The 23,669-nt window shown below is 44.1% G+C and carries 23 protein-coding genes and 2 tRNA genes; 12 read left to right on the top strand and 13 right to left on the bottom strand.

Going from position 1 to position 23,669, the window contains the following annotated elements; genetic code table 11:
- Positions 1-11: 11 nt before the first annotated feature.
- Positions 12-857: a polysaccharide deacetylase family protein gene (locus ACN9MT_RS02695; RefSeq protein WP_426272732.1), complete on the bottom strand. Its 846-nt coding sequence runs from the start codon at positions 855-857 to the stop codon at positions 12-14.
- 191 nt (positions 858-1,048) lie between these two features.
- Positions 1,049-1,195, bottom strand: coding sequence for a protein YhfH (yhfH, locus tag ACN9MT_RS02700; RefSeq protein ID WP_064505459.1), 147 nt, complete (start codon positions 1,193-1,195; stop codon positions 1,049-1,051).
- Between the two features lie 184 nt (positions 1,196-1,379).
- Here yhfH and ACN9MT_RS02705 point away from each other — a divergent pair, with 184 nt between their 5' ends.
- Both ACN9MT_RS02705 and ACN9MT_RS02710 read left to right on the top strand, forming a co-directional pair.
- Positions 1,380-2,006 carry a nitroreductase family protein gene (locus tag ACN9MT_RS02705; RefSeq protein ID WP_426272734.1) on the top strand — a complete coding sequence of 209 codons (627 nt, stop codon included), beginning with the start codon at positions 1,380-1,382 and terminating at the stop codon, positions 2,004-2,006.
- Between the two features lie 139 nt (positions 2,007-2,145).
- A tRNA-Val gene (locus ACN9MT_RS02710) sits at positions 2,146-2,218 on the top strand.
- Between the two features lie 45 nt (positions 2,219-2,263).
- On the opposite strand, the gene ACN9MT_RS02715 is transcribed toward ACN9MT_RS02710, so the two are convergent.
- Entirely contained in the window at positions 2,264-2,815 is a 552-nt protein-coding gene (locus ACN9MT_RS02715) for a YdhK family protein (protein WP_035412424.1), read from the bottom strand.
- 149 nt (positions 2,816-2,964) lie between these two features.
- On the opposite strand from ACN9MT_RS02715, the gene ACN9MT_RS02720 reads away from it, so the two are divergent.
- The 3 genes from ACN9MT_RS02720 to ACN9MT_RS02730 are packed head-to-tail and all read left to right on the top strand — an operon-like array spanning position 2,965 to position 5,548.
- The gene (locus ACN9MT_RS02720) at positions 2,965-4,314 is read left to right on the top strand and encodes a sensor histidine kinase (protein ID WP_313491897.1); all 1,350 of its coding nucleotides are present in this window, start codon (positions 2,965-2,967) and stop codon (positions 4,312-4,314) included.
- Between the two features lies 1 nt (position 4,315).
- On the top strand, positions 4,316-4,963 hold the full coding sequence (locus ACN9MT_RS02725; RefSeq protein WP_313491895.1) for a response regulator transcription factor: 648 nt from the start codon (positions 4,316-4,318) through the stop codon (positions 4,961-4,963).
- 18 nt (positions 4,964-4,981) lie between these two features.
- On the top strand, positions 4,982-5,548 hold the full coding sequence (locus tag ACN9MT_RS02730; protein WP_313491893.1) for a histidine phosphatase family protein: 567 nt from the start codon (positions 4,982-4,984) through the stop codon (positions 5,546-5,548).
- 58 nt (positions 5,549-5,606) lie between these two features.
- On the opposite strand, the gene ACN9MT_RS02735 is transcribed toward ACN9MT_RS02730, so the two are convergent.
- Positions 5,607-7,094 carry a phytoene desaturase family protein gene (locus ACN9MT_RS02735; RefSeq protein ID WP_426272735.1) on the bottom strand — a complete coding sequence of 496 codons (1,488 nt, stop codon included), beginning with the start codon at positions 7,092-7,094 and terminating at the stop codon, positions 5,607-5,609.
- Between the two features lie 17 nt (positions 7,095-7,111).
- Complete coding sequence (locus ACN9MT_RS02740; RefSeq protein ID WP_308102361.1) at positions 7,112-7,657, bottom strand: methyltransferase family protein; 546 nt, start codon at positions 7,655-7,657, stop codon at positions 7,112-7,114.
- A 213-nt stretch (positions 7,658-7,870) separates the two neighbouring features.
- Between ACN9MT_RS02740 and ACN9MT_RS02745 the strand changes: the two genes are divergently transcribed.
- Complete coding sequence (locus ACN9MT_RS02745; protein WP_047395064.1) at positions 7,871-8,698, top strand: D-alanyl-D-alanine carboxypeptidase family protein; 828 nt, start codon at positions 7,871-7,873, stop codon at positions 8,696-8,698.
- 200 nt (positions 8,699-8,898) lie between these two features.
- On the opposite strand, the gene ACN9MT_RS02750 is transcribed toward ACN9MT_RS02745, so the two are convergent.
- Positions 8,899-12,039 (bottom strand): efflux RND transporter permease subunit, encoded by a 3,141-nt coding sequence (locus ACN9MT_RS02750; RefSeq protein WP_426272736.1) that lies wholly within the window; start codon positions 12,037-12,039, stop codon positions 8,899-8,901.
- A gap of 185 nt (positions 12,040-12,224) precedes the next feature.
- Here ACN9MT_RS02750 and ACN9MT_RS02755 point away from each other — a divergent pair.
- A tRNA-Val gene (locus tag ACN9MT_RS02755) sits at positions 12,225-12,297 on the top strand.
- A 98-nt stretch (positions 12,298-12,395) separates the two neighbouring features.
- Here ACN9MT_RS02755 and ACN9MT_RS02760 read toward each other — a convergent pair.
- Complete coding sequence (locus ACN9MT_RS02760) at positions 12,396-13,418, bottom strand: PTS transporter subunit IIC (RefSeq protein ID WP_035412440.1); 1,023 nt, start codon at positions 13,416-13,418, stop codon at positions 12,396-12,398.
- 362 nt (positions 13,419-13,780) lie between these two features.
- Here ACN9MT_RS02760 and ACN9MT_RS02765 point away from each other — a divergent pair, with 362 nt between their 5' ends.
- Complete coding sequence (locus tag ACN9MT_RS02765) at positions 13,781-14,515, top strand: metallophosphoesterase family protein (RefSeq protein ID WP_426272737.1); 735 nt, start codon at positions 13,781-13,783, stop codon at positions 14,513-14,515.
- A gap of 37 nt (positions 14,516-14,552) precedes the next feature.
- On the opposite strand, the gene ACN9MT_RS02770 is transcribed toward ACN9MT_RS02765, so the two are convergent.
- On the bottom strand, positions 14,553-14,831 hold the full coding sequence (locus tag ACN9MT_RS02770) for a hypothetical protein (protein ID WP_056063494.1): 279 nt from the start codon (positions 14,829-14,831) through the stop codon (positions 14,553-14,555).
- A 171-nt stretch (positions 14,832-15,002) separates the two neighbouring features.
- Between ACN9MT_RS02770 and ACN9MT_RS02775 the strand changes: the two genes are divergently transcribed.
- The gene (locus tag ACN9MT_RS02775; protein WP_426272738.1) at positions 15,003-15,212 is read left to right on the top strand and encodes a hypothetical protein; all 210 of its coding nucleotides are present in this window, start codon (positions 15,003-15,005) and stop codon (positions 15,210-15,212) included.
- 53 nt (positions 15,213-15,265) lie between these two features.
- Here the strand turns inward: ACN9MT_RS02775 and ACN9MT_RS02780 are convergent, their stop codons facing one another.
- The 3 genes from ACN9MT_RS02780 to ACN9MT_RS02790 form a co-directional block, all read right to left on the bottom strand.
- A complete protein-coding gene (locus ACN9MT_RS02780; RefSeq protein WP_035412451.1) occupies positions 15,266-15,820 on the bottom strand; it encodes a TetR/AcrR family transcriptional regulator in 555 nt (184 codons plus the stop codon).
- On the bottom strand, positions 15,807-18,125 hold the full coding sequence (locus tag ACN9MT_RS02785) for a YhgE/Pip family protein (RefSeq protein WP_426272739.1): 2,319 nt from the start codon (positions 18,123-18,125) through the stop codon (positions 15,807-15,809). Before ACN9MT_RS02785 ends, ACN9MT_RS02780 begins: the two co-directional genes overlap by 14 nt.
- 149 nt (positions 18,126-18,274) lie before the next feature.
- Positions 18,275-19,240: a quinone oxidoreductase family protein gene (locus ACN9MT_RS02790; protein WP_426272740.1), complete on the bottom strand. Its 966-nt coding sequence runs from the start codon at positions 19,238-19,240 to the stop codon at positions 18,275-18,277.
- A 104-nt stretch (positions 19,241-19,344) separates the two neighbouring features.
- On the opposite strand from ACN9MT_RS02790, the gene yidD reads away from it, so the two are divergent.
- Complete coding sequence (yidD, locus tag ACN9MT_RS02795; protein ID WP_426272741.1) at positions 19,345-19,629, top strand: membrane protein insertion efficiency factor YidD; 285 nt, start codon at positions 19,345-19,347, stop codon at positions 19,627-19,629.
- Positions 19,630-19,738: 109 nt separating this feature from the next.
- On the opposite strand, the gene ACN9MT_RS02800 is transcribed toward yidD, so the two are convergent.
- Positions 19,739-20,128: a tautomerase family protein gene (locus ACN9MT_RS02800; protein ID WP_056063504.1), complete on the bottom strand. Its 390-nt coding sequence runs from the start codon at positions 20,126-20,128 to the stop codon at positions 19,739-19,741.
- Between the two features lie 60 nt (positions 20,129-20,188).
- On the bottom strand, positions 20,189-21,673 hold the full coding sequence (locus ACN9MT_RS02805; RefSeq protein WP_023467170.1) for an aldehyde dehydrogenase family protein: 1,485 nt from the start codon (positions 21,671-21,673) through the stop codon (positions 20,189-20,191).
- Positions 21,674-21,854: 181 nt separating this feature from the next.
- Between ACN9MT_RS02805 and ACN9MT_RS02810 the strand changes: the two genes are divergently transcribed.
- The gene (locus ACN9MT_RS02810) at positions 21,855-23,084 is read left to right on the top strand and encodes a DUF2254 domain-containing protein (protein WP_426272742.1); all 1,230 of its coding nucleotides are present in this window, start codon (positions 21,855-21,857) and stop codon (positions 23,082-23,084) included.
- Between the two features lie 30 nt (positions 23,085-23,114).
- Complete coding sequence (locus tag ACN9MT_RS02815) at positions 23,115-23,603, top strand: DUF456 domain-containing protein (RefSeq protein WP_231496923.1); 489 nt, start codon at positions 23,115-23,117, stop codon at positions 23,601-23,603.
- The last annotated feature ends 66 nt before the right edge of the window (positions 23,604-23,669 follow it).

The raw sequence follows: 23,669 nt of genomic DNA on the forward strand, positions 1-23,669 counted from the left end.
ATAGTAACTCCTTATAAATTCGAGTATTGCACGAAGTTGTACGGAATATGGAAATCTTCATCATAAATCGCGAACTGATAGCCCTTTTTTTGAAGTCCGGCAACAATGGCCGGAAGGGCCTTGATAGCTTGTGGTTGTTCATGCAAGAGAATGATTTCAAATGGACGCTCTGCTCGCCGAATGACCGTATTAGCCACTTCTTTTGCACTATCTTTGTAATACCAGTCCATTGAATCGATCGACCAGTCCCATACTCGGAAGTCTGCAGCGTGAATGGCAGATGCCATTTTTTTCGTGATGCCTGGATCAGAGCCATAAGGTGGTCGTGTCAAATGTGGTGTTAGCTTCGTCAACTCATGGATTTTCTTCTGAACACTTTGCATCTCTGAGACATACTTTCCTTTTTCGTACAATGTATCGTAATCGTGTGTTTCCCCGTGTAAGCCGATGTAATGTCCGGCTTTCGCAGCAGCTTTAACTTCTTGCGGAAAAGCATCTATTTGTGTTCCGAGATAAAAGAAAGTGGCACGAGTCTGAAGTTGATCCAATGTTCGAAGTAAGTCCGGTGTTAATGCGGATGGACCATCCTCGAATGTTAAATAAGCGACTTTTTTCGTCACACCATTCCATTTTTCCACGCGTGCTTTTTCCATATTGACGACAGGGACTTCAGTAATGGATTTACCTGTCGTAATGGATTGTTGTTCAGGAGTAAATACGTATCGATAAGCGACATATCCCCCAACTCCGAGAAAGACAAGTGTGAGAAGTAAGAAGAACCGAGGGAAAAACTTTCTTTTTTTTGTCCGCGGTCGTGGACCGAGTTCGCTAGCGTGGCTTGAGGTAAATGGATCCATCGTTGTCTGTCGCTCCTTTTGTCAAAAATATCATATACAGATAATGTAACATTCTGACTGTTTCTTTTGTAACAAACAGATGACAAAAAGATGACTAAAAATCGATTTTTCTAAAAAATATCGATTTATTTAGAAGAAGTTTGTAAGAAATAAAAAAACAACCACTGAATAAGTGATTGTTTCATGTGTTATTAGTGTTCTGTTACAGCACACTCATCGCATTCCGTTTGATAGGATTCACATTGTTCATCCATCTCTTTTCCGCAATGGGCACACGTCTTGACGGGAAGCTCACGATAGAATGCAGCAGATGCTTCTTGGTAAAGGGGTTGTTCCATGTGTTTTTCCTCCTTCAAAATAAACGCAATGGTCTTTTTCTTGTTTTTATTGTATTAGTACAGAAGTTTAATGTCAACTATTGTTTTATAACAGTAAATTCGTTTGAAGTATTGATAGAGGACAATAAAAAAGAGACATGCTACGATATCTAAGTAATCTGATAATGATAAGGGGGATTTACACATGACACAGGCAACACTTGATACAATGCGTGTCTTAACAGAAAGACGTTCCGTTCGTCATTACGACGAAACGTTCAAACTTTCAAAACAGGAAGTGGAAGAACTATTAGAATGGACGACAGCGGCGCCGAGTGCTTGGAATCTACAACACTGGCATTTCACGGTCTTCCATTCAGAAGAAGCGAAGCAACAGCTTGCACCGATCGCATACAATCAGCCGGCTATCACTTCGGCTTCAGCAATCATTGCGATTCTAGGGGATGTTCAAGCCAATCGAAACTACAATCCGGTTTATGGTCCGGCAGTAGAAGCGGGTGGTATGACAGAAGAATTGTTCGATTCGATCAAAGAACAAGTAGAAGGCGCTTATCAAAGTGAAGCGTATGGTCGCGACGCGGCAATGTCGAATGCGAGTCTTGCTGCGATGCAATTGATGCTTGCGGCAGAAGCGCGTGGATTATCAACACTCGCAATGGGTGGATTTGATCATCAACGTTTTACGGAAACGTTTATTACCGAGTCACGGTATGTACCGGTCATGTTAATTGCTGTCGGTAAAGCGGTCGAAAATGCAAAAAAACGTCCAGCACTCCGTTTACCGATCGATCGAATATCAACCTTCCTGTAAGTCATTCAAAATGGAGGAAGCGGGGTTCAATTCCTCCATTTTAATTTTTTTATTTTTTTTCAGAAAAAGACTTGTCAGCCTTTTAGTTTCTTGATATATTAATACATGTCCTAGCAAGTACATTACGTACTGCAAACATGATTCTGTAGCTCAGCTGGGAGAGCGCTACCTTGACAGGGTAGAGGTCGCTGGTTCGAGCCCAGTCAGAATCATACCGAAAGCCCGCTTCTCCTTTATAGGAAAAGCGGGTTTTTTTATTATTTCTTTATCTCATCCTCGGTGACCCATTTATGATTTTTCACCATCTCTCCACCGTCCGTTGGTTCATAGTTCACCATGTAGACAGTCGTTTCTTTTACTTCATCAATCGTCGCTTTAGCTCCATCCATACCTTTCATATGATCTGCCTTGACAGTCGTTTCATCACCAACTTGCAGTGGCTTAGTTGGAACTGGATCAAGTTCTTCCTGAATGACCCATTTGTGATTTTTCACCATCTTTCCACCAGTAGTCGGTTTATAACTGATCGCATAGACGACAGTATCATAAGCACCGGCAATCGTTGCTTTTGCTCCGTTCATTCCGTCCATATGATTCGTCGTCAAAGTGACATTACTGCCTCTCGGATAAGTCGGATCACTAGCTTTCTTTAAACCAGACGGTACCTTTCCGTCACTCGAATGCATCATATCTCCATGTGACATGTCGTGTGAGTCACTATTACTTCCATCGTTATTGGCGGATCCACATGCACCGAGCCAAAGCGTAGAACTAAGAGCAAGTACAGTTAACGTCAATGATTTTTTCATATTAAAACCCTCCTGAAGTCATTAGTCTTCTTTACTATACCCAGCGTATGTGCAAATCGTGTGCAGATGAGGTGACAGTTTCGTTTGTCTGCATCGATCGCGTTTTTTTTTAGCTATACTAAAAGTGGAGAGAAAAAGGAGGAATCGTCATGCGTCGTATTTCATACTCAGTTGGAGGAATCGTGCTTGCGGCATTTTTAATTTGTGGCAGTGTGTTGTTCGGGACATTGTATTATCAGTTGTCTCAAACACGAACGCAGGAAGTAGTAGACGGTTTACTGAACCGAGGAAATACACACCGTGATGTCCTTGTCGATTCCTATGACCAAACGACGATGCGCCATGTCAGCATGATGGAAGCAGATTCATCGTTTACTGTGGTGATCACTGATGCAGATGGAAAACAACTTGAAGCGTCACGACCTTTGTCGAATGAGATGAAGAGCATGTTAGAGCATACGGATTTTGATTACCGTCAACAAGGAAAAATCGTGACGATGCGTGACTTTTTAATGACGGACAGTCCCATCACCATTAACGGGGAACATCGTGGTCATGTATTCATGTTCGCTTCTAAAGAAATCGTAGATCACGTACTTGATCCGTTGAAACAGCAGTTTTTCCAAGTGGGTCTGCTAGCGCTTTTATTAGCAGGTGCTGCAAGCATTTGGACGACCCGACTCATTTCTCGTCCGTTGATTCAGATGGAAAAAGCGACAGCGCGTCTATTGGATGGGGAAGGTGGAGAGTTGCCGATTGATCGAAAAGATGAACTGGGACAATTGGCGCGTTCGATTCAGCAATTAAAACAGGATCTCGATTTTTTGAATCGGGAACGATCCGAATTTTTAGCAACCGTATCTCATGAACTACGAACACCATTGACATATATAAAGGGATACGCGGATATTCTCGAACGCCAAACGTTGACGCCGGATGAGCAACAACGCTACATTACGATCATTCGAGAAGAAAGTCAGCAAATGAATGAATGGATTGAGCAATTGTTTTGGTTAGCACGAATTGACGCCAATGCTTTTATGATGGAGCGAAAACCTGTCGATGTCGAAGACTTGATTCATCAAGTGATACGATTGATGCGTCCAGACATCGAACAAGAAAATGTTTCGTTCGAGATAGAAGGTGAGCGATTAGAAGTGATGGGTGACGCTCAGCAGCTCCGTCAGATGATCGTGAATATCATTGAAAATGCACGGCGACATACGACGTCGGGAAAAATTATCGTTCGTTATGGTGTCAACGCATTAGGGGCATTCATTCAAATCGAAGATACAGGAGAAGGGATCGCTGCAGAATCTTTACCTCATGTAACGAAACGGCTCTACCGAACGGAAGCATCTCGTTCTCGAAAACATGGAGGAACTGGAATCGGACTCTCCATCGTTGAAGCAATTGCTCAAACACATGGAGCAGAATTGAACATCAAGAGTCAACTTGGACATGGAACACAAGTGACACTGCAGTGGAAGGAGAAATAAAATGCCGCATGTATTGATCGTAGATGATGAACCAAGAATGCTTGAACTGCTCAAACTGTATATTCAGCCGTATGGGTATACGTGTCAGCTTGTGGATTCTGCGCAACAAGCTCTTGATCTCTGCCGTCAGCACGTATTCGACCTGATTTTACTAGATGTCATGATGCCGGATATGGATGGCTGGACATGTTGTCGTCTCATTCGAGAACACTCTAACATCCCGATCTTGATGGTTACGGCTCGGAATCAACGGGAAGACATCATTCGGACACGAGAAGTAGGAGCGAATGATTACATATCAAAACCGATTCAAGAAGGGGAACTGATCGGGCGAATGGAAGTTTTATTACAGCAACAGTATGATGGTCTATCCTATGACCGGGAAAGCTATCGTTGTAGTTACCTCCAACAAAAGATTTCGTTAACGAAAACGGAATTTGAGTTGTTAGGTGTATTTTTGGATTCTCCACGACGTGTTTGGACGCGGAATCAGCTGACGACGATGTTATGGGGAGCGGAAGCGTCTGTAGACGAGCGGACAATCGACTCGCATATCAGACATTTAAGAGAAAAACTACGTGTTTGCGGTTTTCCAATCGAACAGCATCTGGAAACGGTTCGCGGAATCGGATACCGCTGGATACACTAGTAAGAAGGAGATTCAAACATGACGACACTCTATTTCGTACGGCACGCACATTCGACATACTCATCGGATGAACGGAGACGTCCACTTTCCGATAAAGGACAGGCAGATGCAAGACGTTTACTTGAAACGTTTCAAGAAATTCCAATCGACAGATTCTATAGTAGTCCGTATCAGCGGGCGATCGAGACGGTTGCACCGCTCGCGGAGGCACGTCGACAACCAATTATTGAGGTAGAAGAACTAAGAGAGCGATTACTAGCACCTGGAGAGCTTGACGGTTTTCAGGAGGCGGTTATGTATGTATGGCAACATCCGAACGATAATCCATTCGGGGGCGAAACGAACAAAGAAGCAGCGCAACGCATTCGGCAATTCATCGATGAACTGGTGGAGAAGCATTCCGACGAAATAGTTGTTCTTGGAACACATGGAAACATCATGGTGTTACTTCTCGAAACATTCGATCCGACATTTGATTATACATTTTGGAAATCCTTACCGATGCCAGCCGTGTGCCGGTTGGAAGTGAAATCAGGAGGAGAGGTAGATATTCACGTCGTACCACTTTTGACGAATGTAAAGTAAAAAAGAGGCGGAACTGATGAGTAACTCAGTTTCCGTCTCTTTTGTAATTGAAGAGATCTTAAGGTGTAGGAACAGCACCTTCATGTTTTCGGATCAAATCCGCTGTTAATTGACCAGACAAGGTGACCATCGGTACACCGCCACCTGGGTGTGTCGAACCACCAACGAAATAAAGTCCTTCGTATAAGTCGCTCTTCGATGGAATCTTGAATCCACCATTTTTCTTCCGATCAGCTGCGACACCATAAATCGATCCACCGTTTGGACCATATAAGTCCTTCAGATCTTCTGGGGTGAAGCGATATTCAAACTCGATTGATTCCCGAAGACCGTAAAGTCCCATTCGTTCGAGTTTATCAAGAACAACTTCACGATAAGCATCCCAGTCGACCTCACCTTTTTGGAGTGTTAGAGGAGGGACATGCGTCAAGACGAACAGATTATCTTTTCCATCGGGCGCTTGCGAAGCATCAGATTTCGACGAGACCCCGACATAAATCGTCGGATCCTCAGGAGGCGTTCCTTCTTTGAACATTTGAGCGAATTCGCGCTCTGGATTTTCTGAGAAAAAGAAGTTGTGATGTGCTAGTCCACTGTACTCACGGTTCACACCAAGTAATAATACGAGTCCAGAAACAGAGGGAGCAAACGATGCCTGTAATTTTTTTGCCTGCTTCCGGGCTTTTTTCTCAGGTACGATTCGTTCGTAAGTCGGGATGACCTCAAGATTTGAGACGACGATGTCGGCTGCATGGAACGTACCATTCGAAAGGACACCAACTGCTTTTTTATTCTCAAGGACGATTTGTTCAACCGGTGAGTTGAGATGCACCGTGACGCGGAGCTCGTCAAGCAATCGTTTCATAGCACGCGCGATTTGATACATCCCGCCTTTAACATAATAGATGCCAAGCCCCATCTGTACATAAATCATTTGATTGAAGACGGCTGGCGCTTGATAAGGGTTGGAACCGACATACATGACCATGTAGTTGAACAGCTGTTCGAGATACGGATTATTGAGGTGTTTTTTTGTTCCGGTCGCGACGGTGTTCATCGGGTCCATCTTTAATAAATCAGACATCGTATGGTATTTTTTTAAGTCCTTTAAATCTTCGAGACTGTATTTATAAAAGCTGTCGAGACATAAGTCATACATTTGTTTTGAGTACCGGAACAATTCGACGAAATCCGCTCGTGACGAAATTTGCTCGACTTCTTCAAGCATCCCAGGTAAGTCACCTTTGACGTCGATTTTTGTCCCATCTTCAAAAAAAGTACGCCATTGCGGTTCAATGCGTTCGATTTCTAAGTAATCATCTAAGTTACGATGAACACTTGAGAAGAGTTGTTCGAGTACCCAAGGCATCGTTAAAATCGATGGACCAGTATCAAAAGTAAATCCTTTCCCGCTGCGCTGATTTAGTTTCCCACCGACGTTTGCATTTTTTTCAAGCATCGTGACTGCGTAACCATCTCCAGCTAAACGAATGGCAGCAGACATACCGGCAAGACCAGCTCCAATGACGATTGCACGTTTCTTCAAATGGATCACTTCTCCTTTTAATAGATGAATGGAATCAAACGTTTTCGTTTTGCAGCCCACATCGTATAGGCAGGTCCGAAACCTTTTGTCAACATCGCTTCCTCGATCCGGATTCGATAGAGTAGGAAAAAGAACATGAGCACTCCAGCGAAAGCGAATAGGACCATTTGTCCCGTGAACAGAGGAAAGCTGATCGTGATCAACAATAATCCACTGTACAATGGATGGCGCAAGAAACGATAAGGACCACTACTGACAAGCTTGTCATCAGCTGCGACGACGACGTGACGAGTGAATTGTTGTTTTAAGTGGAGAATTCCCCAAAGGCGTAAAGCGACTCCACTCCACAACAGCAGGCAGGAAGTGATGCGCAACCAGGGAGAAACACTTTCGTCCGCAAAGAGGAAAGAGCAGACGATCGTTCCACTCAAGACAAGGAAAATCAAATAAAAACTTACTTGTTCTGCGGCGCCCGACTGGGAATCGGATCGATTCCGAAAACGAATCATTTCACTGATCCAACAGACGCTACCAATGCTGAAGATCCATTCCCACAATGTCACGTACGCTCCTCCTTTCTGTTTCAGAACTTGTTCCGAAAGCGCATTCAACGTTATTTACCCATTGCAATTCACCCTTAAGCTACATTTAGAAAACTTCAGAAATACTTCATTTTCATGACAAGCATTCCGAATGAACCCTGTTTGAAAAAAATAATGGTATTCTAATCTAAAATATGGATGCAGATCCTCATGCATAAAGGAGATACACGATTCATGAAATACATCAAGACACTCATCACGACATTGGCATTGACGGTAGCCTGTACGTCGACTTATATATCAGAAGCTGAGGCGGCGACTTCTTCTTATCGTCAAGCCAAGACATCCCTTCATTTACGTCAAGGGACATCAGTCGAGCAACCGAGTATTGCAGTCATTCCGACAGGGATTTATGTAACAGAACTATCAAAAATCGGTACGTGGTCCAAAATACAGTACGGAACGAAGATTGGCTATGCGAGTACGAAATATCTGTTGACGGATGAACAAATCGGTGGGAAACGTATTGGCAAGACACTCATCGCGAATAAGAACTTAGCACTCCGTTCGACGTACGCTCCTGGAGAGAATCAGCAAGCGCGTGCAGCTTTTGAGAAAATGCGCTTGGCAGCAAAAAAAGAGGGGATTACGCTGGTCGCATTTAGTACATACCGTTCGTACGCTTACCAAAAGGCATTGTTTGATAAATATGTCGCGCGAGATGGATATGAAAAAGCGAGTACTTATAGTGCGGAGCCAGGAAAAAGCGAACATCAGACAGGACTCGCTTTTGATATAGGGGGAGCAGATTCTTCTAAATACGCGATGTTCAGTTTTGCGAAGACGAAAGAGGCGAAATGGCTGTTCGCGAATGCGCACCGGTATGGTTTCCATCTTCGTTATCCATCTGGTAAAGAATCGTGGACAGGTTATACGTATGAAAGCTGGCACTACCGTTATGTAGGGGCGACGCTTGCTGCTCGCCTGAAACTCAGTGGGTTGACAATGGAAGAGTATTTTCATCTTGCTCCTTGGAAACCAGTAAAGACTTCGACATCTTAAAACATGATAAATAGAGGGTGTTGGATTCATCTATTATTCGTCTTGAATGAAAGAGATGGACTGTTTGACAATGACCGGCATGCTGATTGGTAGCTGAACATGACGGTACATTGGAGCAGACGGATGAACCGTTGGAATCATAAGCCTCACACTATAAAAAGCCCATCGCAATCCAAGCGATGGGCTTTTTTGATGTTCACTTAATTGGTTGTTCGTTCTTTTTTCGCTTTTTTGAAGAAGAACAGTTCATAGACGACTGGAACAATGATGAGTGTTAACAACGTAGATGTCGTTAACCCCCCAATAACTGTTAGGGCGAGACCTTTTGAGATCAATGTCCCTGAAGAAGTTGTTAATGCGAGTGGTACCAATGCCATGATCGTTGCGAATGCGGTCATCAGGATTGGACGCAATCGTGTTTTACCCGCTTCAATCAATGATTCGCGAATTGGCATACCACGACCAACGTTTTGACCAATACGGTCGACGAGAACGATGGCATTCGTGGTGACGATACCAATTAACATCAAGAAGCCGATCATGACACTGACCGATAATGGTTCATTTGCAAAGAAGAGCGTGACGAGTGAACCGATTGGAACAAAAATCAGTGAAGACAAGATGATGAACGGAATTCGTGCTTTTCCGAACGTGATCAGCATCGTCAGGTAAACAAGCCCGATTGCAACGACAATCGCGATTCCGAGGGACTGGAAGATTTCGACTGTATCATCATTCCCACCACCACTTGTCAACGAGACACCGTCTGGTAAATTAATTTTTTCGACCTCTGTTTTTACAGCATTAGAAACGTTTTGTACGTCGTCTCCTTTAACTTGTCCGGAAACGCGAGCATATACTTTTCCGTCGAGCTTCTGAATTGATGTGAAGGTCTCAACTTCTTTGACGGTCGCGACATCTTTTAGAGCAACAGGACCGTTTGCTGAGAACAGTTGGACGTCTTCGAGATCTTTCTTCGAAACGAGTCCTTTTTCATAAGACAATTGTACATCTTGATCTTTATTATCAAGATTCAACGTGCCAACAGTAACAGGCTTCGTTTGATCATTGACGGTCCCGAGGATCTGGAAGCCGGATAGTCCACGATCACTTGCTTTTTCAGGATCGATTTCAACGAGGAATTGCTTTTGTTTTTCGCTGAAGTTGTTTGTGATATATTTTAAATCACTATTTTTGGACATATTATCCTCGACTAATTTCGCAGCTTTTTGAAGCGCTTCGAGATCGTTCGAGAACAGGTCGACATCGACGTTGTTGTTCGACGGAGGACCACCTGTTGATAATTCAGCTACGCTGATTTTGACATTGACGTTTTCCTCTTGAGCGATGTCCTCCATCTGTGTCTCAAGTGATTTGATCGTTTTCTCAACGTTCGCGCCGTCCTTCAGGTTCAAGAAATAACTTGCTTTATTATCGAGACGTAAGCCTGTCGTAAAGTCTCGTGCTCCGACAGACGTCGTGACGTCAGCGATTGCTTGTTCTTTATCAAACATCTTTTCCATCTCAAATGAGACGTCGCTCGTTTTCTCGAGCGATGTGGCAGCCGGAAGTTCAAGCGATGCCGTTAGTGTCTTTGAGGCTTCGTTCGGAATGAACGTAAAGCCGAGACGTGGAACGATCGCTAGAGAACCGCCGAGAAGAATGAACGATACAATTAAGATCGTCGCCTTATGCGAGAGTGACTTTTCAATCAGCTTGCCATACCACCGTTGAAGAGCACCTTCTTTTTCTTCTGCTGGAACCTTCTTAAAGGCAAATTTCGCAAGAATCGGTACGATCGTGATCGCAACGAGTAGTGAAGCAAGTAATGAGAAAATAATTGTCAAAGCAAACGGTAAGAAGAACTTACCAGTGATTCCACCGACGAACCCGATGGGCAAGAAGACGACCACGGTCGTTAGCGTCGATGACGTGATTGCTTTTAGAATCTCTTTTGTCGATTGTTCGATGATCTCATCCGTCATACCGGATTCGGATTTTCGAACGCGCCGGAAGATGTTCTCGATGACGACGATACTATCATCAACGACACGACCGACCGCAACGGCCATCCCGCCAAGTGTCATGATGTTTAGAGAAATATCTTGCCAGTTCAAGAAGATAGCAGCGATTAGCAACGATAAAGGAATCGAGACGATAGCAATGATCGTCGCGCGAATATTTCGTAAGAACAAGAGTACAGCGAGAGAGGCAAAGAGGGCACCAAGTAATCCTTCTTTGACGAGTGTCGCGACGGATTCCTCGATATCCTTCGCTGAATCAATCCCAATCGTATAGTCGACTTGATCGTCATATTTATTAAGGATCTTCGTGACTTCATCTGCGATTTCGACCGTATTGGCATCTTGTTTTTTCGTGATTGCCATCGATAAGGAATCTTTTAAATCGTAACGTGTTTTTTCGCTTTGTTGCGAGACTGCTTCGATTTTTGCAATATCTTCTAGACGAATCGGTTCTGCAGGTTCAGACGCCTGATCTGTAGCTGCTCCACCTGTTGTACTTGGTGGTCCTTGTGTTGCACCTTGTGGTGGGCCGCCAGCAGATGAACCACCTGTTTGACCGCTACTAGCTGAACCAGTCGCGCCAGCAGCAGGTGTTAATTGAAGATTTTTTAACTTGTTTAGGTTTTCTAATTTTTCCTCGACACGAATCGGAATCTTTGAATCGTTTTCCGATAATTGACCGGACGGGAAGGAGACATATTTTCCATTGATTTGTTCCTTGATACTTGAGAGCGAGAGTCCTGCTTCTGTTGCTTTCTGTTTATCGACGGTGATTTGAACGAGATCATCTTTGTAGCCACCAACCGAAACGCTATTGATTCCTGGAATCTTATTAAGTTCAGGTTCGATATCGTCCTTTAGGATTTTTTCGATGTCTTTACCATCCTTACTAAAGAAAGAGATATTATAGATTGGGAACGATCCAAAGGACAGACGATTTAATTTCGTCGTTGCTTCCTCCGGTAGATTCGCATCTTGGATTGCAGCATCAATCTGTTGTTCGACTTTATCCATATCAGTATCGAATGGGAATTCGATGTTTAAGATACCGATGCTTTCATAAGAAGAGCTTGTCAGCTTGGTAGCCCCTTCGATTCCTTTCAAGGCAGTTTCAAGCTTCGAGACGACTTGTTTATCGACATCGTCGGGCGAAGCACCAGGATAGACTGCTTCAACAGAGATTTGAGGAAATTCGATTTCTGGGAACTGATCGACTTTTAATTTCGAGAAAGAATAGACGCCTCCTAAAACTAAAAGAATGGCAATGATGAAGACAGCCACCGAGTTCTTTAAACTGAATCGGGTTAAAAAGTTCATATGAACGCTCCTTTCTTTTTATATGTGCTTATTTACATAGTAGAGGACACTCATAGAACCCGCAACTTTAAAACTGTTCTATTCAAAAAAATCTTTTTGAAAAAAGATAATTTTTTTTGTTAAAAAGGCTTTACACCTTTCGATATGCTGCTATAATAAAAATATACCCAGTAACAACACAGCATGATTCTGTAGCTCAGCTGGGAGAGCGCTACCTTGACAGGGTAGAGGTCGCTGGTTCGAGCCCAGTCAGAATCATACCGAAATCGTTCCTTTTCGAAGGAACGATTTTTTTTTGCATTAAAAAAACTATTCCCGAAATCAATCAGGAATAGTTGGAAGGTAGAGATATTATTTTATTGAATTTCGAGATGAAGATCGCCACGCTTCGTCCAGCCTGCGACAGTCGTCAAGCGATAGAAGACGAGTGTCAAGACGCCAGGCAAAACGACACCAGTCAAGAAGAAGATAAGGAACGCCTGAGGACCTTGGTTGACGAAGATATTGAGTGGCGCAATCATCGAATTTAAACCGAGTCCAGCGAGTTCATATGGTACTTTCAAAGAGAGAAGAAGCGTCGCTACAGGAGCTGAAATCATCGCTGCGAGAAACGGTGCAACGACAAGACGTGGATTTTTAACGATATTCGGGAATTGTACTTTAGGTGTGACAAAGAATGAAGCAATCAAACCACCGGGATCCGTCTGACGATATGCCATCAATGTGAAGCCAACGAATTGAGCGGAACAGCCAATGAGTGCAGCGGCACTTGCCACAGGATCAAGCTGTAAAGCAATAGCGAGTGCTGCAGACGAAGCAGGAGACATCAATAAGACGCTAAAGATAAGTGCAATGACAAGAGATGTAGCAATAGGAGACGATTCGACTGAAGCGGTGATCATAGCGCTGAATTTTGTAAGGAGTGGTGTCGTTACGGCAGCAGCACCGATACCAGTGATACCACCGGCAAGCACAGCACTCATCGGGATGACCATCATGTCAAATTTCGTTTTTCCAGTCATGCGTTTTCCGACATATACAGCGACCGCAGCTGCGAGTAATGCACTGATTGGCTGACCGGGGGCAAGAACGAGTCCAGAAGCAGTCGATTGAAGCGCAGCACCACCAATCGTCGCTGCGATCATCGCGCTGAACAGGACAAGTGTGTTTCCTCCGAGCTGAAAGGCGATACCGGCACCGAGTGCAGGAGCAAGCAGTACTTTTGCGACGCCGCCAATCGTCAGTAGCATTTGGATATGTAAAAAATTGCCGAGCGTCTCAATCAGGAGTCCGACACCGAGTGTTACAAGAACGGCATTCGCCATTCCAGCTGATACTTTTACCATTCGATCCATCGCATATTCTTTCAACGTTGTCATCCTCTCTCTATCTATCTCTATTTTTTGCCATGAAAAAAGCCTATCCATTTTTGGGATAGGCGCCACTCATTCTGTGCGGGCGCCTCATTCGATGCATCGAAAGGAGGGCCCAAAAATCATTTCCGTTTCATCATCGGAAAAGTTTTCAGTCCCTCATGCATAGAATAATCAGTCGTCCGGCTTGGTTAAATGGCTGTTGCGTCGGAATCATTCAATCGTGCCCCTTTCTGTGAATTTTTCTAAGCCTAACATGCTTCTGATCAATAATCAATATTTTCTGACAATTTATTTTTTCTCTAAATCTAATAGGAATTCACGCTATCATCGGGAAATCCTAATGTACTAACAATGGAGGCGTTTACATGAAAGTAATGATTTTTACAGATATTCACGGGAATGCTTCAGCATTGCGTGCCGTGTTGTCCTGTCTCGATCAGTCTTCAGACATCGATGCTGTATATTGCCTCGGTGATCTCGTCGGTATCGGACCTGAACATAATGAGGTCATCAATTTGTTAAGGCAGCGACCTGATATTCAGACGATTTCAGGAAACCATGATGAATGCGTCCTTGCTTTGATTCATGGGGATGTCTATCCCGCTAGTTACCAACATGCGAAAGAGCATCACCAATGGATTGCAGATTCATTGACGCAGGAGAATCAGAGTTATTTGGAGCGTTTACCGCGTGTATTGAATGTCACCCATCAGGAACAAATGATGTATCTGACACACTATGCCTATGCCGATCAGACGAAAAAAATCGGTGAGGAGCCCTTAAAGCCAGCAGTGGATGGAACGAAAGAAAACTTACCCGTCCTTTTTTCCGGAAATGAGGCGCGAATCATTGGCTTTGGTCACCACCATCCAGCACAACAAGTTGAGACGGATCAAACGCTGTACATCAACCCTGGAGCGGTCGGGTGTCAGGAAACAGCTCTTGCCCCAGTAGCAATCCTCACTTTAGAAAAAGGACAAATACGTTCGGAGATTCTGACGATTCCATATGATGATCGACCATTTCTAAATGTACTCAATGCAACAGAAATGCCGGAACGTGAATTGATGCGTCGTCTCTTCTTCGGTAATAGATTATGAAAAAAAACCTTCATGAATAGTTCATGAAGGAAGTCGATCAAGCAGACAGTTTCGTCATGATTGAGACGAGACAGACGATAATCAGTAACAGGATGCCGATATTTCGTTTCAACGAGTGGCGTGACCAGTAGAAGAATAGTGCAAGGACAGGGGCTACGAAAAAGGCAAGAACAAGACTGATCAGTGTTGCAAGAAATAAAACAAATATCCAGAGCTTGCTCGTTGTCCGGTAAACCTGCCACATGTCGTAAAGCGACATAAGTGTATAAGCGAGTAATACAAAGATGATTCCGGTCGATAAACTCAAAACGATCATCACTCCATTCCTTTTTTAGTATAAGGGAAGGAGCAAAGATGACTAGATGTCTTACAGGAAAAAACGTGACGAATCGATGAACGTACGACTAAACGCTGTAATGAAGGAAAAGGAGAGGACATTCATGTCAGATATGTATCGCCTTTTTTTCTGTTTCCAGATATTTTAATCATGCTTGTATTACTGATTGGAATAAGTGGGTATATCATCGCGCAACCATTCAGTTGGTCCATGTTGCTATTCTTTTGCATCGGATTGATCGTCATGTTGCTTGCTTACGAGTGGAAGCATTATGTGGCGCATGTTTTGCTAAAGCCGAGAAGACGCTTTGGGAAATGGATGAAAAAACAGTCTTATCCAGCCAAGCGACACGTGATTTAGAAAAAGAATTGAATAATAAAAAACCGTCGATCCATGGATCAGCGGTTTTTTATTCATAGAACGCGCAACATGGCACGTCGAATCGTATCGAGTTCAAGTGGACGCGCAATCGATGGCCATTCGGCGATCAACGCGATATACGTTCGAAAGATCAGGAAGGCCGTGACATCGACCGGTATGTCGCGATCGTCTTGACCAAGACGAGTCTCAAGTAATGTCTTGATATATTCGACGACATGTCGTTCAATCCGCATCCGTAATTCCTGCATCTCTTGTAATTTTAAGTTGCGTGTTTCTTCGATGATTTGAAGAATGAATAAGTGTTGTTGCTGATGATAGACGATGGCGTCGATCATTGCTTGTTTATTTTCTTCTACGGTCGCCTGTTCGACGTAAGCGCGTTCTGCTTCTTCTTTCATCTCTTGCAACACACGTGTTACGAGTGATTCAAACAGATTGAGTTTACTTTCGAACAATTGATAGACGGTTGGTTTTCCGACATGAGCGCGTCGGGCGACACGCTCGATCGTCGTTCCCTTATAACCGAGTTCTGAAAAGCAAGCCATTGCTGAGTCGAGTATCAAAGTTTCTTTATCAGACTGTGTCATGTTGTTTTCGTCTCGCTTTCGTTGAGAGTAGAATCCGTTTGGCTCCGAGCCCTCCAACGAAGCTGATGATTAATGCGACGACTAATATGGTCGCAAGGACTTGACTATTGGATACGAGGGAATCCGTCACACCGAGTCCAAGCGCTTCGCGGAATCCACCGACCGAATATGTCATCGGTAAGAAAGCGTGAATCGCTTGGAAGAACCCTGGCGTCATTTCGACAGGGAACGTTCCACCACTACCACCGATTTGAAGAAGGAGTAGTAAGAAGGCAAGGAATTGTCCGACGCGACCGAGTAGCATCGCGAGCGTGAACAGAATGGTAATGAACGTCATACCTGTCAAGGCAGCGAATCCATAGAGCGCAGGGACACTCGCGACATCAGCATCCAGCACATAGACGATGGCTGTGGCCGCTGCGACACCTTGTAATGCGCCAATCGGTAAGATAAGTGATAATTTACCGACGAGGAAGCGCCATGTCAGACGCTCACCATGTTCGGGACGAATCTGATAGACCGAAGAGAACATCAAGGCACCTGCGAACAAGGCAATACTAAGGATATAAGCTGATAAACCAGAACCGTAATTGTTGACAGTCGAATAGTCATGTTCTTTTAAGACGACGGGTTCTGCTAGCATATTATCCCGCTCTTTTGTCGGCTTGACCGTCGCGTCTTTAGCTCCTTTGCTGAGCTCATCCTTCAGTGTTTTAGCTCCATCTTCAAGTTTCGTGTTGGCATCCGCGATTTTTGAAGCACCCTCGGTCGTTTTGCCGATACCATCTGTAATCGTAGAAGAACCAGATGCCAATTGTCCTAATCCGTTATTCAACGCGCTAGCCCCAGCTTGAAGTTGATGTGTACCATCTGACAGTTGGTTCGCGCCGTCAGCTAGTTGGGCACCGCCTGTTGCGGCTTTATGCACACCCGCAGTATACTGACCGAGTTTTTCATTGAACGTCTGTTGTCCACTAGCTAATTGTTGTGCGCCAGACTCGACTTGTTTCGCACCATCGACGAGCTTCAATTGTCCAGCGTTTAGTTGCGATACAGCAGACTGGACTTGCTGACCACCTGCGGCGAGTTGACCGATTTTCTTCGTTGCTTCTGTTGCTTGAGCAAGACTCTGATCAATTGCACCTTCTTGGGCAGCAAGACTTTGAATATTTTCTTCTAATGAACCAATAGAACCGAGTAATGTTTGTTTTTCTTCATCTGATAACTGTTCAGAAGCAGAAATAACTTCTTTTAGTTGAGCGACGTTTGCCTCAAGTGCTTCGCGACGGGCCCGTAAGTCCTGTTTCGCCTGTTCAGCATCTTGATTGAGTTGTGTTAAAAAGGCATTCGCAGCCTGTGCTTTTTCATCCAGTTGATTTAATCCGTCCGTCAACTGAGGAATTTTTTCATTAAGCTGAGCAGTACCCGCAGCCAGTTGTTCTGCCCCTTGGCGTACCTGTGTTGAGCCACCGCTGAGTTTTGTTGCGCCTTCTTGAAGTTGCGCGGCACCTGCCTGTAAATTGCCACCGTTTTCATCGAGTGTGTTCAATCCAGAAGATAGCTCACCCGTTTTTTGAGCGAAGAGGGTGGTCTTTTCGTCGAGTGTCGTGACACCATCACTCAGTTTTTTAGAACCTTGATTCGCTTCCCCGAGTTTTTCGGACAGTGTCAGACTGCCATCTGCGAGTTTTCCAAGATTTGTTGCCAATGTTTTAGCGCCATCCGCTGTTTTATGGTTACCCTCCTCGAGTTTAGAGGAACCGTCCGACGCTTTTTCCATTCCGTTTGCGATTTTCTTTAACGCACCGAATATAGCACTACTATATTGTTTCGTAACGGATTTTCGGATTTTTTCGTTTAACTGTTTTGCGGCAGTACTCGAAATTTGTGTTCCCGAGTAGTTTTTCGCTGGATTCAAGTAATATTCTAACTCAATCTTCTTCGGGTGATCATCGAGTAGTGTCGTTGCATTTTTAGAAAAATTCTTTGGAATGACAACTGTCATGTAGACTTTTCCGTCACGCAATTCTTTCTCTGCCTTATCCTGAGACAAGAACTGCCAATCAAAATCATCATTTTTTTTGAGTTTATCGACGAATTGATCCCCGATGTCGACTTTCTCTCCTTTAAACTTTGTCGCCTGATCTTCGTTGACGATAGCGACCTTAATATCTTCTGTACGACCGTACGGGTCCCAGAATGCAGATAAGAAGATGGAGTTGTAAAGAAACGGTACGAGGATGAGGGCGAGAATAACGACGATCATCATCGGACTCTTCAATTTCTTCCATTCTGAGCGAAACATAAATACAAATCCCCTTTCTAAAACTCAAAACTAATTTGAGTTTTAGGTTTTGATGAGATTTACTTTACCCTCTTCATTATAAAAAATCAATCGATAATTCCAATTTCACACAAAAAAACGACTCACGGAGAGTCGTCTCTAGAAAATGATTAAGGAATTAACAGTAACTTTCCTGTACTACGTCGGCTTTCTAAAAAGTCATGCGCTGCTTTTCCATCAGATAAAGCAAAAATTGTCGGAGAGGACAGGTTAAGGTGACTAGATAAAATCCAATCAAACAGCTCACCCGATCTGCGGATGCGTTCCTCAGAAGACGTTAACACATTCCAAAGGTCGCCACCTGTTAATGTTTTGGACGTATCCATTAAAAAACGTGGATCGACAGGTGCGGGATCACCGCCTGCCATACCATAGAAGACGACGGTCCCATGTACTTTCGTTACATGGAAACTGTCCATTAGCGTAGAACCGATAGACTCATAAACGACATCGACCCCTCTACCAGAAGTTTGTGTAAGCACTTGCTCGACCCAGTTCTCTGAGTACAAATAGACAGACTCACAACCGGCAATTTTTGCGATCTGTGCCTTATCGGGAGAAGAAGTTAAGCCAATCGGAGTTGCACCAAGTAAACGAATGAGTTGTGTCAGTAATTGCCCCACGCCACCGGCAGCAGCGTGAACTAAGACGGTATCTCCTGGTTGAACGTGATAACTGTCGCGAGTCAAATAATGTGCCGTCAATCCTTGTAATAAGACAGAAGCTGCTGTTTCGTATGAAATACCGTCAGGAAGCGGAATCAATTTATCAACGGGTGCCGCCACGTACTCAGCGTTCGCAAGCGGAACGTCCGCAAAAGCAATCCGTTGACCTACATGGAACGTTGAAACGGCTGCACCGATTGCGGTGATGACTCCTGCTCCTTCGTAACCTAAAATATAGGGAGGCTGTCCTTCTAAATGATAGTTTCCTTTTCGACGATAAATATCTGCAAAATTCAGACCGATCGCTTTCATTTCAATCAGAACTTCCTGTTCGCTGATTGTTGGCGTTGGCACGTCTTCGAAGCGTAATACATCAGAACCTCCGAATTCGTGGAATGTTAATGCCTTCATCTCAACACATCCTTCTTTTAAATCTGCTTATAGTATAAAGCAGAACATCTGAAAATGATGGACAGATGCGTTACACTAGAAAAAAAGAAGAAAGAAGGGACGTTATGAAACGTGTCTTAATGGGAGGCATTCGCTTTTATCAAAAAGTCATTTCTCCCATGAAACCAGCCACATGTCGATTCTATCCGACGTGTTCCCATTACGGGATGGAGGCAATTGAACGTCATGGTGCAGTAAAAGGGAGTTATTTGACGACACGCCGTTTGCTCCGTTGCCAACCGTTTCATGCAGGAGGTCTCGATTTCGTTCCAGAACCTGATCAGTTTAGTTGGAAAGCGCCGTTACAGCGAGAAAATCCCCGTGAGAAGGTCGAAGTCACTGTGGAATAAGTCATGTTAGGGTTTATGTTAATAGTTTAATGAATGAAGAAAAAGGGGGGTGTGTTACCGGAAATCATCGGTAACACACCCCCCTTTAATTGTTTCATTTGTTGAACGCTCATAGTTTACCTGTTAAAAACTGTGCTTCACCGAGACCGAAACTCCAGTCCGCCGCATCATTTTCGACGATTGAAACCATTAAATCAGTCGGAGCAAGTCCACAATTTGCTTCTAATCGTTCAGCGAGCAATTGATAGAGACGTTGCTTCTTCTCTTTCGTCCGCGTTTTACTTGTCACACTGATAAGGACGATATCTTTACTCCGCTTAAAACCAAGACCTGTATCTTGAATGACCATTTCGTGGGCTTTGTGTGTATGCACGATTTGATACCGATCACGTTCCGGCACGTCGAATGCTTCGACCATCGCGTCATGTGCAGTGTTGAGTAACACGTTCAACTCTTCTTCAGAACGTCCTTCAATAACGTCGAATCGTAATAATGGCATAACCGTTCAGCTCCTTTTTTAAGTATGTAGAGCAGGGAAGAGTTCCCTGCTCTCGATTATTTATTCAAAGAATGGTTTGTATTGGCGGCGATCATGCATGACGGACAACCATTGTACAGTTGAGAATTCTTCAAGTACCCATTCACCGTTGAAGCGACCAAGTCCTGAATCTTTTTCACCACCAAATGGCATATGTGGCTCATCGTTGACCGATTGGTCGTTGATGTGAATCATACCTGTCTCGACTTCCAGTGCAAAAGCGGTCGCACGTTCAATAGATGAACCGTGCACTGCACCACTCAATCCGTATGGAAGAGAGTTTGCGATTTCAAGTGCCTCTTCATCTGTATCGAATGGGATGATGACTGCAACTGGTCCAAAGATTTCATTTTTAGCAAGCGGCATATCGTTCGTGACGCCTGTGACGACAGTTGGCGCAATGACGTTGTCTTTTGCTTCTCCACCTACACGAACGGTTGCACCGGCAGCTTTTGTTTTTTCAAGATCTTCAAGGATGCGTTCGACTTGTGATTGATTGATGAGTGGTCCGACTTGTGTCCGGTCATGTGATGGATCACCATACTGTAATTCTTTCACACGAGCAACGTATTTTTCGACGAACTCATCATGAATCGAAGAAGCGACAAGAATTCGGTTCGTCGACATACAAATTTGGCCTTGGTGATAGAACTTGCTGTAGACAGCAGATTCGACCGCACGATCGAGATCAGCATCATCAAGTACGACGAAGACGTTGTTTCCGCCAAGTTCAAGCGCTGTTTTCTTCAGGTGTTTACCGGCAAGTTCACCGATATGACGACCAACTTCAGTGGATCCTGTGAATGAAATCAAACGTGGTACAGGATGTTCGACGATAGCATCACCGATTTCTGAACCGCGACCGACGATGACATTCAAGACACCTTTTGGCAATCCAGCTTTTTCAAACAGACTAGCAAAAATCAATCCGCCTGAAACAGGTGTGTCCGTAGCTGGTTTGACAACGACTGCGTTCCCGATGGCAATAGCAGTAGCGATCGACCGTACAGCTAAGTGGAACGGGAAGTTCCATGGACTGATGACACCGATGACGCCAAGTGCTTTACGGTAGATCCGGTTTTCTTTACCTGGTACGACCGATGGACGAATTTCACCGTGCATCCGAAGTGGGAATGTCGCAGCTTCCTTGACGATCAAGACAGAAGCAAGGAATTCGCCTTCCGCTTTAATACGTGTACTTCCGGACTCTTTAATCAACCATTCAATGATTGTTTCTTTCTCCTCGTACAAGACTTTCAAGAAGTTTTCGATCAAGCCTTGGCGTTTTAAGGCAGGAACTTTCGCCCAGTCTTTTTGAGCGACTTGAGCCGCTTCATATGCGTCATCTAAATCTTGTTGATTCGCTGCAGAGATCGTGAAGAGCTCTTCACCCGTGAAAGGATTTGTATTTGTCATGTTGCTGTCACTTGCGCCTGTGCGCCACTGACCGTCAATATAAATCTTCGTGAAATCCGTATGCAATGTAGCTTCGTTTTGTTGAGCCATCTCATTTCATCCCCCATTCGTTTTCATAACAATTAAGTTATTCACGTTATGAAAAGAAGTAAAACACATCCATACACTTCTACCAAACATATTGCTCAAAATCAGTCAGTCAACCGAGTTTTAAAGCACTTTAAATCAGGAATTTAATCAATATAGTGCTATAAAAAGGAGGAGGTTTATTTTGAAGAAGCTGAAAGTCCTGTCTCGAGAAATCAATTGGTGGTGGCCATTGTTATATGGACTCATTGGGATCGGATTAACAGGTATCGTGGCATGGTTGGATGTGTATGTATCAGACTGGTTTCCAGAAGAGTGGCAAACAACACTTGGATTAGCACAGACGATTCATAGTTCAGTCTTTACCGGATTACTCGCCATGATGACATTCACGTTCTCGACCATCCTGGTTGTATTGACGACCTATTCATCGCAATTTTCACCACGGACATTACCTAACTTCATTGAGAATCGGCAGGTGCAACATATCTTTGGCATATTCATTGGAGCGGTCAGTTATTCGATGACGATGCTCTTTTTCCTTCGTCCGGCTTTAAAGACGAGCGTCGTCGCCTCGACGGTAGCTGTTCTTGTTGTATTGATATCGATTGTGGCATTCGTCGCATTCATTCATATCGTCAGCCAGTCGATTCGCGTGACGACATTGCTCGATCGATTACACGAAGAAGGGAACGAATTATTGAAACGGCAAATCGATCATATCAAATCCGGTGAACACGTTATTTCAATGGAACTGTCAGAACAGACGCATCCGAACGTGATGCGAGCAACTTGTACAGGCTACATCCAAGCGATTGATTATGAGGGGATTGAAAATGAAAAAGCTGTATACATTTCAGCGTATATTGGATCGTTCGTCACGCAAGGACAGGAAGTGGGCTGGTCGACAGGGAAGGATATGGGAAGATACATCCTGATTGGACCGACGAAGTCATCGGAACAGGACTTTTCATTCGTGATCGAAAAACTAAGTGAAGTGGCGTTACGCGCTATTTCACCCGGCATTAACGATCCGAATACGGCGCGCCACGCTATCCGAATCATCGGTGACTTAATGCGATGTTATGCTATTTTTCCCGATGGTCCATTGTTAACTGGTGAAGATCGGCGGCACGCAACAGAACGGATTACCTTTCAAGAGCTATTATATAATTCATTCTATCAATTGAGACATTACGGGAAAGAGGATGTTTCGGTTCTTGCAACGATGCTCGAATCGCTTAGAACGATGAAACAACAAGCCTTACCTGAGCATCACGAGACCATTCAACGCTTCATTCCGTACATCTGTTCAGAAGTGCGGTTCGATGAGATGAATGAGTGGGATCGTTCTTTTTTAGAAGGACGATTGAAACAAGCGCTTGATGAAACCTTTGCCTCTTCACGTTCGTAATAAAAGCAAGAACTTTAGAAGAAGGGAGGGATGGAAGTGACAATTTTATTATGGAGTCTAATCGTCGTGTGTTTTCTCGTCGCTTTTGCAGGACTCGTATATCCGATCATCCCAAGTGCGCCGATTTTAGTGGTAGGCTTTTTGATTTATGGATTCGGATTCGGTTTCTCTGAATTATCGATTAGTTTTTGGGTGATTCAAGCGATTTTTATCATTCTCTTGTTCACACTGGATTATCTCGTCAGCGCCTACACTGTTGATCGACGGGGAGGATCTCAAGCGGCTAAAATCGCGACGACAGTGGGATTGATTGCTGGACCGTTTATTTTACCAGGAATCGGACTATTGATTTTCCCGTTCGTCTTTGCCATCTTGACGGAAAAAATCATTAGTAAAAAAACATGGCAAACAGCCGTTTCAGTAGGAATCGGTACGGTTCTCGGTATCTTATCAAGTGCGTTGTTAAAGGGAATCGCGATGTTGCTCATGATTGTAATCTTCATCCTATACGTGGTCTGATCGATTGAAATCGTGTCTTCAAGTACACATTTTGCAAAAGTTCCGTTATAGTATGAATATGAAAAA

This window comes from Exiguobacterium sp. R-17, from assembly GCF_049913315.1.
In the GTDB taxonomy this organism is placed as follows: domain Bacteria; phylum Bacillota; class Bacilli; order Exiguobacteriales; family Exiguobacteriaceae; genus Exiguobacterium_A.

Bases quoted from the DNA above. Each gene is read 5' to 3' on its own strand.
- ACN9MT_RS02695 (WP_426272732.1), bottom strand. From the start codon at position 857: ATGGATCCATTTACCTCAAGCCACGCTAGCGAACTCGGTCCACGACCG.
- yhfH (WP_064505459.1), bottom strand. From the start codon at position 1,195: ATGGAACAACCCCTTTACCAAGAAGCATCTGCTGCATTCTATCGTGAG.
- ACN9MT_RS02705 (WP_426272734.1), top strand. From the start codon at position 1,380: ATGACACAGGCAACACTTGATACAATGCGTGTCTTAACAGAAAGACGT.
- ACN9MT_RS02715 (WP_035412424.1), bottom strand. From the start codon at position 2,815: ATGAAAAAATCATTGACGTTAACTGTACTTGCTCTTAGTTCTACGCTT.
- ACN9MT_RS02720 (WP_313491897.1), top strand. From the start codon at position 2,965: ATGCGTCGTATTTCATACTCAGTTGGAGGAATCGTGCTTGCGGCATTT.
- ACN9MT_RS02725 (WP_313491895.1), top strand. From the start codon at position 4,316: ATGCCGCATGTATTGATCGTAGATGATGAACCAAGAATGCTTGAACTG.
- ACN9MT_RS02730 (WP_313491893.1), top strand. From the start codon at position 4,982: ATGACGACACTCTATTTCGTACGGCACGCACATTCGACATACTCATCG.
- ACN9MT_RS02745 (WP_047395064.1), top strand. From the start codon at position 7,871: ATGAAATACATCAAGACACTCATCACGACATTGGCATTGACGGTAGCC.
- ACN9MT_RS02750 (WP_426272736.1), bottom strand. From the start codon at position 12,039: ATGAACTTTTTAACCCGATTCAGTTTAAAGAACTCGGTGGCTGTCTTC.
- ACN9MT_RS02760 (WP_035412440.1), bottom strand. From the start codon at position 13,418: ATGACAACGTTGAAAGAATATGCGATGGATCGAATGGTAAAAGTATCA.
- ACN9MT_RS02765 (WP_426272737.1), top strand. From the start codon at position 13,781: ATGAAAGTAATGATTTTTACAGATATTCACGGGAATGCTTCAGCATTG.
- ACN9MT_RS02770 (WP_056063494.1), bottom strand. From the start codon at position 14,831: ATGATCGTTTTGAGTTTATCGACCGGAATCATCTTTGTATTACTCGCT.
- ACN9MT_RS02775 (WP_426272738.1), top strand. From the start codon at position 15,003: ATGCTTGTATTACTGATTGGAATAAGTGGGTATATCATCGCGCAACCA.
- ACN9MT_RS02780 (WP_035412451.1), bottom strand. From the start codon at position 15,820: ATGACACAGTCTGATAAAGAAACTTTGATACTCGACTCAGCAATGGCT.
- ACN9MT_RS02785 (WP_426272739.1), bottom strand. From the start codon at position 18,125: ATGTTTCGCTCAGAATGGAAGAAATTGAAGAGTCCGATGATGATCGTC.
- ACN9MT_RS02790 (WP_426272740.1), bottom strand. From the start codon at position 19,240: ATGAAGGCATTAACATTCCACGAATTCGGAGGTTCTGATGTATTACGC.
- yidD (WP_426272741.1), top strand. From the start codon at position 19,345: ATGAAACGTGTCTTAATGGGAGGCATTCGCTTTTATCAAAAAGTCATT.
- ACN9MT_RS02800 (WP_056063504.1), bottom strand. From the start codon at position 20,128: ATGCCATTATTACGATTCGACGTTATTGAAGGACGTTCTGAAGAAGAG.
- ACN9MT_RS02805 (WP_023467170.1), bottom strand. From the start codon at position 21,673: ATGGCTCAACAAAACGAAGCTACATTGCATACGGATTTCACGAAGATT.
- ACN9MT_RS02815 (WP_231496923.1), top strand. From the start codon at position 23,115: ATGGAAGTGACAATTTTATTATGGAGTCTAATCGTCGTGTGTTTTCTC.